The organism is Bacteroides togonis (assembly GCF_900130135.1).
In the GTDB taxonomy this organism is placed as follows: domain Bacteria; phylum Bacteroidota; class Bacteroidia; order Bacteroidales; family Bacteroidaceae; genus Bacteroides; species Bacteroides pullorum.
The window spans coordinates 455,172-466,962 of sequence record NZ_LT670820.1; the positions used below are offsets into that span (position 1 = coordinate 455,172).

At 46.1% G+C, this 11,791-nt stretch carries 11 protein-coding genes; 7 read left to right on the plus strand and 4 right to left on the minus strand.

Annotated features, from left to right (window positions below):
• The first annotated feature begins 1 nt into the window (after position 1).
• Positions 2–1,216 carry a bifunctional 3,4-dihydroxy-2-butanone-4-phosphate synthase/GTP cyclohydrolase II gene (locus tag BQ8005_RS02045; RefSeq protein WP_075316872.1) on the plus strand — a complete coding sequence of 405 codons (1,215 nt, stop codon included), beginning with the start codon at positions 2–4 and terminating at the stop codon, positions 1,214–1,216.
• An 83-nt stretch (positions 1,217–1,299) separates the two neighbouring features.
• Positions 1,300–2,493, plus strand: coding sequence for a pyridoxal phosphate-dependent aminotransferase (locus BQ8005_RS02050; protein ID WP_075316873.1), 1,194 nt, complete (start codon positions 1,300–1,302; stop codon positions 2,491–2,493).
• A gap of 323 nt (positions 2,494–2,816) precedes the next feature.
• Here BQ8005_RS02050 and BQ8005_RS02055 read toward each other — a convergent pair whose 3' ends face one another.
• On the minus strand, positions 2,817–3,149 hold the full coding sequence (locus tag BQ8005_RS02055; RefSeq protein WP_075316874.1) for a DUF4907 domain-containing protein: 333 nt from the start codon (positions 3,147–3,149) through the stop codon (positions 2,817–2,819).
• Between the two features lie 2 nt (positions 3,150–3,151).
• Complete coding sequence (locus BQ8005_RS02060; protein ID WP_075316875.1) at positions 3,152–4,213, minus strand: Kelch repeat-containing protein; 1,062 nt, start codon at positions 4,211–4,213, stop codon at positions 3,152–3,154.
• A 188-nt stretch (positions 4,214–4,401) separates the two neighbouring features.
• Between BQ8005_RS02060 and BQ8005_RS02065 the strand changes: the two genes are divergently transcribed.
• The 3 genes from BQ8005_RS02065 to BQ8005_RS02075 all read left to right on the plus strand — a co-directional run bounded on the left by BQ8005_RS02065 (position 4,402) and on the right by BQ8005_RS02075 (position 7,773).
• Complete coding sequence (locus BQ8005_RS02065) at positions 4,402–5,718, plus strand: DUF4270 family protein (RefSeq protein WP_075316876.1); 1,317 nt, start codon at positions 4,402–4,404, stop codon at positions 5,716–5,718.
• Positions 5,715–6,929 carry a BamG family beta-barrel-assembly machinery protein gene (locus BQ8005_RS02070; protein ID WP_075316877.1) on the plus strand — a complete coding sequence of 405 codons (1,215 nt, stop codon included), beginning with the start codon at positions 5,715–5,717 and terminating at the stop codon, positions 6,927–6,929. Before BQ8005_RS02065 ends, BQ8005_RS02070 begins: the two co-directional genes overlap by 4 nt.
• A gap of 91 nt (positions 6,930–7,020) precedes the next feature.
• On the plus strand, positions 7,021–7,773 hold the full coding sequence (locus BQ8005_RS02075; protein WP_234983985.1) for a LytR/AlgR family response regulator transcription factor: 753 nt from the start codon (positions 7,021–7,023) through the stop codon (positions 7,771–7,773).
• Between the two features lie 122 nt (positions 7,774–7,895).
• On the opposite strand, the gene BQ8005_RS02080 is transcribed toward BQ8005_RS02075, so the two are convergent.
• Positions 7,896–8,066 carry a DUF362 domain-containing protein gene (locus BQ8005_RS02080; protein WP_021846942.1) on the minus strand — a complete coding sequence of 57 codons (171 nt, stop codon included), beginning with the start codon at positions 8,064–8,066 and terminating at the stop codon, positions 7,896–7,898.
• Positions 8,067–8,210: 144 nt separating this feature from the next.
• Complete coding sequence (locus BQ8005_RS02085; RefSeq protein WP_075318844.1) at positions 8,211–10,022, minus strand: DNA polymerase III subunit gamma/tau; 1,812 nt, start codon at positions 10,020–10,022, stop codon at positions 8,211–8,213.
• A 195-nt stretch (positions 10,023–10,217) separates the two neighbouring features.
• Between BQ8005_RS02085 and BQ8005_RS02090 the strand changes: the two genes are divergently transcribed.
• Positions 10,218–10,526 (plus strand): FtsB family cell division protein, encoded by a 309-nt coding sequence (locus tag BQ8005_RS02090; RefSeq protein ID WP_075316878.1) that lies wholly within the window; start codon positions 10,218–10,220, stop codon positions 10,524–10,526.
• Positions 10,526–10,873 carry a hypothetical protein gene (locus BQ8005_RS02095; protein WP_075316879.1) on the plus strand — a complete coding sequence of 116 codons (348 nt, stop codon included), beginning with the start codon at positions 10,526–10,528 and terminating at the stop codon, positions 10,871–10,873. The genes BQ8005_RS02090 and BQ8005_RS02095 overlap by 1 nt, the downstream gene beginning before the upstream one ends.
• Positions 10,874–11,791: the final 918 nt, after the last annotated feature.

Genomic DNA, 11,791 nt, shown 5'->3' on the forward strand with positions numbered 1-11,791 from the left:
TATGGAAAAAGTAAAGCTGAATACCATTGAAGAAGCCATTGAAGACTTCAAGGTTGGTAATTTTGTGATAATAGTGGACGATGAGGACCGCGAGAATGAGGGCGACCTGATTATTGCGGCCGAGAAGATCACGCCAGAAAAAGTGAACTTCATGTTGAAGCATGCGCGTGGTGTGCTTTGTGCCCCGATCACCATATCGCGTTGCAAGGAGTTGGATCTGCCTCACCAGGTGGCTGACAATACTTCGGTACTGGGAACTCCTTTTACTGTAACTATTGATAAGTTAGAAGGATGTTCTACCGGCGTTTCTGCTGCCGATCGAGCAGCCACTATCCAGGCACTGGCCGATCCTGCGTCGACACCTGCCACTTTTGGCCGGCCGGGACACATCAATCCGCTTTATGCACAGGAAAAGGGTGTTTTGCGTCGTGCAGGACATACAGAAGCTACTATCGACATGTGTCGTTTGGCCGGGCTTTATCCGGCTGGAGCTTTGATGGAAGTGATGAGTGACGACGGTACTATGGCTCGCTTGCCTGAGTTGCGTAAAATGGCTGATGAATATGGTCTGAAGCTGATTTCCATTCATGACCTGATTGCTTATCGCCTGAAGCAGGAGTCTATCGTTGAGAAAGGAGTAGAGGTGAGCATGCCTACTGCGTATGGTGATTTCCGTTTGATAGCTTTCCGTCAAAAGTCCAATGGCCTGGAGCATGTAGCTCTGTTTAAGGGAACGTGGGCGCCTGATGAACCGATTCTGGTTCGTGTACATTCCTCGTGTGCGACAGGCGATATCTTTGCATCCAAACGTTGCGATTGCGGTGAACAGCTTCATAAGGCTATGGAGATGATCGAAAAGGCTGGAAAAGGAGTGGTGGTGTACCTGAATCAGGAAGGTCGTGGTATCGGACTGATGGAGAAAATGAAAGCTTACAAGTTGCAGGAAGACGGCATGGATACTGTAGATGCCAACATTTGTCTGGGCCATTTGGCTGATGAACGCGATTATGGTGTCGGAGCCCAAATCCTTCGCGAACTGGGTGTGCATAAAATGCGTCTGATGACTAACAATCCTGTGAAGCGTGTCGGTCTTGAGGCTTATGGACTGGAAATAACGGAGAATGTTCCCATTGAGACGACACCGAATCAGTATAACGAACGCTATTTGCGTACGAAGAAGGAACGCATGGGGCATACGTTGCATCTGAATAAGTAAAATGCCTTTTTGTTTTCCTGTATCAGAGAAAATCTGTTATTTTGCAGCTGGAAAGCTAATAACTATATAAATATAGAAACAAAATGAATCAATTATCAGATCGTTTGAACAGTCTGTCGCCTTCCGCGACACTGGCTATGTCTCAGAAAAGCGCCGAGCTGAAGGCTCAGGGCGTAGATGTAATTAACTTGAGTGTCGGCGAACCTGACTTTAATACGCCTGACCACATTAAAGAGGCTGCCAAGAAAGCAATTGACGAGAACTACTCGCGTTATTCTCCTGTTGCCGGTTATCCTGCCTTGCGCAATGCCATTGTGGCTAAACTGAAGAATGAGAACGGTCTGGAATATACGGCCGCTCAGATTTCTTGTGCCAATGGTGCTAAGCAGTCAGTGTGCAACACGATTCTGACGCTGGTCAATCCTGGCGACGAAGTGATTGTACCGGCTCCCTATTGGGTTAGCTATCCGGAAATGGTAAAGTTGGCCGAAGGAAAGCCTGTCATTGTGACTGCAGGTATCGAGCAAGAATTTAAGATTACTCCTGCTCAGCTGGAAGCTGCCATTACACCGAAGACCAAGGCTCTGATTCTCTGTTCTCCATCGAACCCGACAGGTTCTGTTTACAGTGCTGAAGAACTGGCCGGACTGGCTGCTGTACTTGAGAAGCATCCGCAGGTGTATGTCATCGCAGATGAAATTTATGAGCATATCAACTATATTGGCCGTCACCACAGCATAGCCCAGATTCCGTCGATGAAGGAACGTACGGTCATTGTCAATGGTGTGTCGAAAGCGTATGCTATGACAGGCTGGCGTATTGGTTTCATTGCTGGTCCCGAATGGATTGTGAAAGGCGTGAACAAGCTGCAGGGACAGTATACGTCTGGTCCTTGCTCCGTGTCACAGAAAGCTGCTGAGGCGGCTTACACAGGCACACAGGTGCCGGTAGAGGAAATGCGTCAGGCTTTCCAACGTCGTCGCGATCTCATTGTGAAGTTGGCTAAAGAAGTGCCGGGCTTCGAAGTGAATGTTCCCGAGGGTGCTTTCTACCTCTTCCCCAAGTGTAGCTCGTTCTTCGGCAAGGCAGCTGGTGAGCGTAAGATCAATAATTCTGATGATCTGGCTATGTACCTGCTTGAAGTGGGTCATGTGGCTTGCGTGGGCGGAACTTCGTTCGGTGCTCCTGAGTGTATCCGCATGAGTTATGCTACGAGCGACGAGAACATCGTGGAGGCTATTCGTCGTATCAAGGAGGCGTTGGCTGCATTGAAATGATAAAGTAAGGGGGAGTTTAGCTTGTTCCCTTTTAGATAAAAAGTTTTCCCAGTTGGAGATATCTTTTTCTCCAACTGGGAATTTCTTTTTCTCTGACTGGAGAAAAATGTTCCCGAACGGGATACTGCGCAAGAGGTTGCGCAGGGTCTTGTTCCCGAACGGCAGGCTTCGCAAGGGGTTGCGCGGGGTCTTGTTCCCGAACGGCGGTTCTCACAAGGGGTTGCGCGGGGTGCTGTTCTCGAACAGCGGGTTTCGCAAGGGCTTGCCCGATATCCTGTTCCCGAACGGCTGGTTTCAGTGCTTGTTTTCCTCTTGCTATAAGATTAATGGCTGTTTTTGTTTAAGCAGTTCTGTACTTCTTCGCGAGTCAGCGTAGGCGATTTCCCCTCAGAGAGCTTTTGTACGACCAGCTGACCGGTGTTCTTTGCTTGTGTTTCTGTCGGAAAGGCCCTACGTCCTCCAATGGCTGGGATGAAAGGCTGATAAATCAGGGTATCGCTGCCTTGTAGTATTACGTAACCATATCCTTGTGCTGTAGGGAAAGGGCTGCAGGTGAAAAGTTGCTGTCTGTCCTGCATCTTTCGCCCTGTACAGAAACACAGGCATAAGCTCATTAAGAGCAATATGCCTGTAGATGCCTGGTGTGTTTGTTTCATGGTCAGACGTCTTCTTCTTCATCAGGGAGTAGTTCGTAAATGTCGTCAAAGTAACTGCTTCCGCTTTGTCCTGTCAGGATGAAACCACGGCTTCCGTTGGAAAAAGCAACTGCCCCGTCGCGTGAAGAGGCTCCCGAAGCATAGTTGTGCACGTTGGTCAGTGGGGTGAAGTCGTCGTCGGAGTCACCGTACCATAAATCCTGGTCGGGGTCGTACATCCAGTAGTCGCTGGTCACGCCGCTACGGTATCCTGTTGCGATATAGCCCAATCCGTTAATGCTGAAGGAAACAGTATTGTATCGGGTGATGGCATAATCGTCATCATAGTCTTCGTCTTCGTTTGTATTGGCAATGTCGCGTAGTTGTGTCCAGGTGTTTCCGTCGAATTTCCAGAAATCTACCAGGTTGGTTCCATTGTTTTCGCCGCAGCAGATGTAGGCTACGTCATCAATGACGAAGGCGGTTCCATAACGCCGTTTCTCACCTCCATATCCGTTGACAATCTCCCATTGAGAGCCGGCTGCCGCGTTGGGGTTAAAACGATAGAAGTCGAGCATCCAGCCTATTGTATCATCATTGTATCCTGTCCCGACATAGCCGTATCCGCCTATGGCGAAAGCCAGGGCTCCTTCGCGTGCTCCTCCCTTGAAGTCGTCTTTCTGTGTCCAAGTGTCGGTGCTGGGGTCGTATTCCCAAGTGTCGCTGACGTACGTTACCATGGTTCCGTCTTTTTTGCCGCCTGTGGTGACATATCCTTTTCCGTTCAAGGCAAAGGCGGCCGCATATCTGCGTCCCTCTACAGGCATGGTTTCGCATTGCGTCCATGTTTCGCTGTCCATGTCAAATTCCCAAAGATCATTTAGAAATTCTTTGTTGGCGCCACGATATCCAGTGCATAAGTATCCTTTATTTCCGATTGTGAAACTGCAGGCATACGATCGGGCATAGCCGTTGTAGCTGACTTTCTTGATCCATTGTCCTTGTGTGGTTTCATCGTCTTCCGTACAGCCTGCCGCAAGGCAAATGACTGCCCATAACATTGTTCCTAATAATAGTCGGTTCATTTGTTTTTTTCTTTTGGTTATACTGGCTGCAAAAATAGATTTCTTGGCTGATGCAGGAAAAAACAATCGACCGGTGGCGTAAAATAATCGTTGAATGGCTTTACCGACAATCTGTGCCCGAATGTCGATTTTAGTAGGAGCGTATAATGCTTTTACTCTTTCTTTGTACCAAATCAAAGCAGATCGTGATGAGAAAGTTTTTGTATGTGTTTTTAGTATGCTTCGTGGGGCTTTATGCTTGTGTAGACGACAATTTGAGCCTAGGCAAGAGTTTGGTAGACAGCTCTTTTTATAATGTGTATGCAGACACCTGCACGGTGGATATCAGTACAGTCCTTTTGGATTCGATAGAGACACGGGGGGATAGTATTTGTCAGTTTGGCCATTACAAGGATACGTTATGGGGGGAAGTATTCGCGACTTATTATGCCGAGTATACGAAAGCTAGTTTTACACCTAATGCGGATCATGCCTATAGCCTTGATTCACTGGTGCTGAGGTTGATACCTTCGGGGCATTTTTGGGGCGATACGTTGGCTTCGCAGCGCATCTCTGTTTATCGGCTGAAGTATCCGATTGTGCTGGATGACGATAGTGATTTGTATAATACGACTCGGCTTCAACTGTCTGATAGTCCCTTGTTTACATTTACTTATACGCCTTACCCTGGCAGGAAGAAAGAAGTGGAAGTCAGATTGCCTGATGAGATGGGGCAAACGTTATTGGACGATCTTGTGGCGCAAGCTGATTATTTTGACACGCAGGATGGTTTTAAGAAAGAATTCCCCGGGCTGGCCTTGGTTGCAGAGTCGGATGGCAGTTGTATTACAGGGTTCATGGTGAACGATACGGCTATGAGCATTAATCTGCATTATCACGAGATTTCAAATACACAGACGGAGCAGACTTTGACATTTGCTGTTAATATGGATTATGCTTATACTGGCATTCGTTACGATCGTTCGGGAACTCCTTTAGACGGCTTGACGAGTGGAATTGAAAATCTGGTACACTCGGGTGATTTGGGATGCCGTGCTTACATACAGGGGCTTACAGGCTTTTACAATCAGCTGGAATTTCCTTTTTTGAATAATCTTGAGAATGCAGGGCAGATTGTCTCTGTCGAAGAAGCTACGCTTTATTTGTATCCTTTGGCGCGCAGTTACAATGTTGTCAGCCAGTTGCCCGATGAATTGCGTATTTATATCACTGATGCAAACAATGCGTTGGAAGATTACGTGTATGGAAGTGATGGTGTGACGGTGCAGGCAGGTAATTTGACTGTGGACGAGGTGTATGGGAAGGAAACCTTTTATTCTTTTGATTTGACAGAATTCATCCGTAATAATTTCGGCACGTCAGGTGTTAAACGTCAGAAACTTTTAATGAGTATGACGGACGAAGCCAGTGCCACTACTTTCAGTCAGGTGGTTTTCACCAATGACCCTTTGCAAGAGAGACAATGCAGATTGGATGTCAGATTTAAAACGTACAACGAACAATGAAATACGACTATTGGAAATTTTTATTGCTGGGATATATTGGCATGATAAGCTCTGTCATTGCGGCGCAGAATACGACCAACCAGCCTATTTCTATGTATGGAGTGGGAGAATTGAGTGCTTCCGATGGAGGAAGATACGCAGGAATGGGTAATATTGGCTTGGCCTTGAATCGTCCAGGCTTTCAGAACACCTTGAATCCGGCTGCTATAACACGCATGGATACTACCTGTTTCACCTTTGATGTGGGCGCTGCCATATCCTATGCGCGCTACTCTTTCTTGAGTGAGCATAGCTCTAATTTTGCAGGCAATCCCAATCGTTTCAGCTTAGGCTTTCGTGTGATGCCGCGTTGGTACTTTATTGCAGGTGTCAATCCTTATAGTAGTGTAGGCTATATGATTCAGACTGAGGAGGAAATAGAAGGCATGCCTGGTAGCTATTTGTATTCCTTGTTCGAAGGTTCGGGAGGCCTTTATCGTTTTTATTTAACCAATGCCTTTCTGTTGGGGAAAGGTCTTTCGGTTGGACTGAATGTCGGTATGGTAAGGGGGAAAATTACGCAAAGTGAAACGCAAGAAGGAGCTGTGGTGGAATATGAATCTTCCAAACGTGCCTTTTATGCAGATTTGGGGTTGCATTATGAATATGCACCATCGGGTGGGGGGACCAGATGGGCAGTTGGTCTCGTTTTTGCACCTTCGTTCCCCATTGCACATGACAATACGCTCACTTATACAAACTCTTCAACAAGCGAGGGAGTGGATAAAGACTATTCCAGTCGGAGGCAGTATTTGCCTATGCATTGCGGGGTTGGACTTTCTCTGACGACAGAGCGCTGGGTAGTGGAAGCTGATTATAATTATGTAGATTGGAGTCATAATACTTCGGCTTATACTTCGCTGAAATATGAGAACCAACATAAGGTAAATGTAGGGGCTATTTATATAACCCACCCCCGCAAACCACGTTCTACTGAATGGATGGGAGGAATAGGAGTCAGCAATTCTTATATTAATTTGAAGGGAGGAAGAATGCGGTATTGGGAGACTAGTTTAGGGGTAAGTTTCCCCATTCGTTATTCTTTTCTTTCGTTGGGAGCTTCGTGGAGAGAGCAGTTAAATTCACGAAGCGAATTGATGCAGGAAAGTCGGTTTAGTCTGAACCTGAATCTGACGTTTGGCGAGCGTATTTCGCGTTCGAAGCTGAAGTAGTGGATTTTCTAAATAAAATATAAATTCTCTTCTCTGTTTTGCAGTCTTTTGGAGTATGGCGCGTCTATTCTGCAAAGAAACAACAAAATAAATGATGAAACTGAATTGTGCCATTTTACATCAGGATGCAGGTCTTCAGGACCAATTGATGAAGTATATTGAAAAGGTTCCGTTCCTTTGTTGCTGTGGAGCTTATAATAATGCACTTGAGGCATTGAAAGCTTATTATGAGAAGAAGGTGGAAGTTTATTTTATTGGAATTGGTACGGTGAAGGAAGGTGAGATTGACGGAAGAGATTTCTGTAAATTGTTAGACTTGTATACGCGCGTCATCTTCATAGCCGATACCGATCGCTATGCTGCCGAATGTTTTCGTCTGGATGCGTTGGATTATCTGGTGGAAGGTCCTGATTTCGCAACTTTCTTTCAGGCTGTTAGTAAGGCTTCACGCTGGTTTTCGGCGAGAGAAAATGGAAATCTTGGAGAAGAAAAGTCTGCTGTCAGCAAGGTTGATGTGCCTAAAGTGATTTATATAAGGGCAGATAATCGTATTCTCAGGCTTGAGTTGGATTGTATTGACTATATAGAAAGTTGTGGAGACTATGTAAAGGTTTATTATAGGGATATGTCAAAGCCTATATTGAGCCTTTGTAGTATGAAATATATGGAAGAACGTTTGCCCGTGGATCGTTTTATTCGCGTACATCGTTCTTATATTGTCCGCATGGATAGTGTTAGCATTGTTGAGGACAATTCTGTGATAGTAGGAGAAAAGAGTTTGCCGATAGGTGCTTCTTATCGGAAAAGGGTAAAAGATTATGTTTCCAGGTTGATGTTTTTGTGAGTTGATTGGTGCTGTGGCTTGTGTAGCCTTTTTGAAGGCAGGAAGGAACAGCGCTTTCTTGAAAAGGAAAAAAGGGATATGTCCGCTAGACATATCCCTTTATCTTTTCCTGAAAGATTGTATTATGCTCCCGGGTGGATAGCCTCAGAAGGACAAACATCAGCGCAAGTACCGCACTCTGTGCAAGCCTCAGGGTCGATAGAATATTTGTCACCTTCAGAGATAGCGCCTACCGGACATTCGTCGATACAAGTTCCGCAAGCAATACAATCGTCACTAATTACGTAAGCCATTTTTGTTCAAATTTTAAGTTATTATTAGTACTAATTATGTGGGACAAAAATAATGCTTTTCCACATTGGTTGTTGTGTTCGAATACCTTTTTTGTGTTAATTTGTTCGCTTTCTAAATAAGATACTTGTTTAAGCGATTGATAATTAATAGAGTTCGAGTCCAAGCTCTTCTTTTAGTTTCAAAAGTGCATTGTTTTTTTGTGCCATCATCTGAAATCTTTCTACACGGCTGTAAGCGCGGGTTTTTTCTGTCGGTGCGCTGACGCGTACTGTCATGGTCACTTTCCTGTTTTTCAGGCGGGTGCGCAGGTAGTCTTGAATGGCAGGTATCATGACGGTAAATTCTTTCGAAATGATTTCGTTGTCTACCGTTACTTCGAACGTCGTGTCGTTCAAAAGCGTGGGGCGCATGTTGTGCATACGCTTGGCAATAGCTACCTGTTCAACAGGAAGTTGGCCTGCATATTCTTGCCAGTAATAGTTGATATCGCGTTCGTTGAAGATGTAGTCTTCTTCGGGTTGTTGGGCCGTTGAAGATGTTGCCACAGGGGCGGTTGGCGCTTTGTCTGCTACAGTGGACGATGCTTGAGGGTGTTGTTTGATGGATACACCAAGTCCGCCCATCCGCATGACAGGGATTTTCTTCTCCTCTTTTTTTTCTTGTGCCAACAAGGTGGCAGCCATGGATTGAGGTGGCTGTGCCGGTTGGGCAGGCGCAGGCTTTGGGGCAGGTTGCGCCTGTTGGGGTTTCGATACGGATGGTTGTCTATCTGGTTGTGCTACCTGCGTAGTGGCTTGTGCGTTGAAAATGGGTTTGATTACTTGCTTAGGGCTACGCCCACCACTGATGGCTTCTTCCTCGCCCGAAGTGATCTGCGCCAGTTGTATCAGGGTCAGTTCAACCAGCAGGCGTTTGTTTTTGCTGGTACGATAGTTCAAGTCGCAGTCGTTGCAGAGCTTCATGGCGCGATACAGGAAGGGCAGGGGGCATTTTTGTGCCTGCACCTGATAGCGTTCGCGGATACTGGCTCCTACTTGAAGCAAGGGGAGGGTAGAAGTATCTTTGCTCACCAGCAGGTCGCGGAAGTGCGACGAAAGACCTGTAATGAAATGGTTGCCGTCGAAACCTTTGTTCAATACGTCGTTGAACAGCAGCAATGAGTCGGTCACCTTGTTTGCCAGCAAATGGTCAGTCAGACGGAAATAGTATTCATAATCGAGTACGTTCAGATTTTCGATGGCGTTCTGGTATGTAATGTTGCCTCCTGTGAAGCTGACCACCTGGTCGAAGATGGACAGGGCGTCGCGCATGCCGCCGTCTGCTTTCAGTGCGATGACGTTCAAGGCTTCTGGTTCGGCCGTTACCCCCTCTTGGGAGGCCACGTAAGCCAGGTGGGCTATGGTGTCTTCCACGCTGATGCGGCTGAAGTCGTAAATCTGGCATCGCGAAAGGATGGTCGGCAGGATTTTATGTTTTTCAGTCGTAGCCAGGATGAAGATGGCATGCTGTGGCGGTTCTTCCAATGTTTTCAGAAAAGCGTTGAAAGCCGAAGTCGACAACATGTGCACCTCGTCGATGATATAAACTTTGTATTTCCCGATCTGTGGTGGAATTCGTACTTGCTCGACCAGTTGTCGGATGTCGTCGACCGAGTTGTTCGAGGCGGCATCCAGCTCATGGATGTTGTACGACCGTTGTTCGTTGAAGGCTCTGCACGATTCACACTGGTTGCATGCCTCTCCGTTGGCGGTTGGGTTCATGCAGTTGATAGTCTTGGCAAAGATGCGGGCACAGGTCGTTTTACCCACGCCTCTCGGACCGCAGAAAAGGTAAGCATGGGCCAGTTTTCCTGTGGCGATGGCATTCTTCAGCGTAGTGGTCAGGGCGCGCTGACCCACAACCGATTCAAAAGTGGACGGACGGTATTTTCGAGCCGATACGATATAGTTTTCCATATAATGCAGGATGTTCTTGTCACTAACACAATAGCGCAAAGATAATGGAAAGCCGAGGCAGTACAAAATATGTCGGGCTATTTTTCTTTTCCGATGCAGGATTGTGTGGCGAAAATATTATCGGGAGAGATGCTTTTTCAGTAATTCGTCTTATCTTTGTGGCACGAAGTAATGGATTTTAATCGATAGCCGAAGATGGACAAATTGGTTTCCCTTTGGATGTTTGTTCGCAAGAACAAATACCTGATAACCATATTGGTGTTTGCTGTAATCGTCGTGTTTTTGGATGAAAACAGCATCCTGCGCCGCGTGAAGTATGCCCACGAAGAGCAGATATTGCGCAGCGAGATAGAAAAATATCGTAACGAGTACGAAGAAAGTACCCGCCGTCTGGGCGAATTGGCGGTCGATTCGGGTGCCATCGAACGCGTGGCACGCGAAAAGTATCTGATGAAGAAGCCCAATGAAGATATTTATGTGTTTGACGAAGATTTAGAAGACTGATGAAACAGATGATGCAAGCTTTTATGCTGGTGGGAGCCGTCATGGCGCTGACAGGGGCGGCTGTCTACATTACAGGATGGGTGTTGGCCCCCTATGTCTATACGATTGGTGCCACCTTATTCGCCTTGGGGCAGATCAATACGCCTGCACGTGTGCAGAATGCCATTGTCCGGCGTCTGCGTCGTCAGCAGATATTTGGTGCACTTATATTGGTACTGACAGGGGCTTTTATGCTATTTACGCATGGCAATGAATGGATTGTCAGTCTTACCATAGCGGCAATCCTGCAACTTTACACCTCTATTCGCATCCCACAAGAAGAGGAAAAGGAATTGAAGGGAGAATAACTTCTTCCTGCAATTCTATTTCCCTTTTTTCGTAACGCATTGTTTTCCTCTTCTTAAAGCACCGTTTTCCTCTCCCTAACGCGCTGTTTTCTTGTTTTGTTCGCATAGAACTTACCTGTAGTTGTAATTGTAACGCGCGCGCTCATGCGCATGAAATATTATAATGTGTCGTCATTTCATCTTGTACATTTCGTCTTTGAAAATCCTGCTATAAAACATAGTTGTAAATCAGCGATTTGCGAAAAAAGTTCAAGAAAGTGTCGAAAAAAACCGTTTGTAAGCTTGCAGTTATCTGAATAAGCTGTACTTTTGCACCCGCTTTCGGAAACGAAGCGGTGATACTTGACATGCTGTTGCAGATGATTTTTGATGAAGTTGTCCTTTAGTGGCAGATGGCTTTCCCGCCTTTCGCATGAGAGAGGCCCAAGCGGAGAGCTCCTTCCCTCTGAGGTCTTCGGAAAAACTTTCGAAAAAACTTCTCAAAACATTTGGTAGTTTGAAAATAACTCCTTACCTTTGCACCCGCTTTTGAGAAGTGAACCTCGAAGCCGAGCTTCGAAAAAACTTCGAAAAAAGTTCCGCAAAAATTTGGAGGATATACGAAAAACTCCTTACCTTTGCAACCGCTTTCCGATAAAACGGAGGGCATCAAGAAGAGCGATCTTTGAAGAGATTTACATAAACAATACAGTAGTACAAGAGCAAAACTGGAAACAGTTTTGGGTAAAAAAAGAACCGTCAATACTTATATATATAGGTAATGAACTTTTGATCCGTAATCCTGACAGAGCAACAACTTACTTGGATATCATTTGATATTCAGGTGTTAAAGATACTTTTACAATGAAGAGTTTGATCCTGGCTCAGGATGAACGCTAGCTACAGGCTTAACACATGCAAGTCGAGGGGCAGCGGGAT

Excerpts from the sequence above, each read along its gene's own strand:
- BQ8005_RS02095 (WP_075316879.1), top strand. The coding sequence starts at position 10,526 with ATGAAACAGATGATGCAAGCTTTTATGCTGGTGGGAGCCGTCATGGCG.
- BQ8005_RS02090 (WP_075316878.1), top strand. The coding sequence starts at position 10,218 with ATGGACAAATTGGTTTCCCTTTGGATGTTTGTTCGCAAGAACAAATAC.
- BQ8005_RS02050 (WP_075316873.1), top strand. The coding sequence starts at position 1,300 with ATGAATCAATTATCAGATCGTTTGAACAGTCTGTCGCCTTCCGCGACA.
- BQ8005_RS02065 (WP_075316876.1), top strand. The coding sequence starts at position 4,402 with ATGAGAAAGTTTTTGTATGTGTTTTTAGTATGCTTCGTGGGGCTTTAT.
- BQ8005_RS02070 (WP_075316877.1), top strand. The coding sequence starts at position 5,715 with ATGAAATACGACTATTGGAAATTTTTATTGCTGGGATATATTGGCATG.
- BQ8005_RS02085 (WP_075318844.1), bottom strand. The coding sequence starts at position 10,022 with ATGGAAAACTATATCGTATCGGCTCGAAAATACCGTCCGTCCACTTTT.
- BQ8005_RS02055 (WP_075316874.1), bottom strand. The coding sequence starts at position 3,149 with ATGAAACAAACACACCAGGCATCTACAGGCATATTGCTCTTAATGAGC.
- BQ8005_RS02080 (WP_021846942.1), bottom strand. The coding sequence starts at position 8,066 with ATGGCTTACGTAATTAGTGACGATTGTATTGCTTGCGGAACTTGTATC.
- BQ8005_RS02045 (WP_075316872.1), top strand. The coding sequence starts at position 2 with ATGGAAAAAGTAAAGCTGAATACCATTGAAGAAGCCATTGAAGACTTC.
- BQ8005_RS02075 (WP_234983985.1), top strand. The coding sequence starts at position 7,021 with ATGATGAAACTGAATTGTGCCATTTTACATCAGGATGCAGGTCTTCAG.
- BQ8005_RS02060 (WP_075316875.1), bottom strand. The coding sequence starts at position 4,213 with ATGAACCGACTATTATTAGGAACAATGTTATGGGCAGTCATTTGCCTT.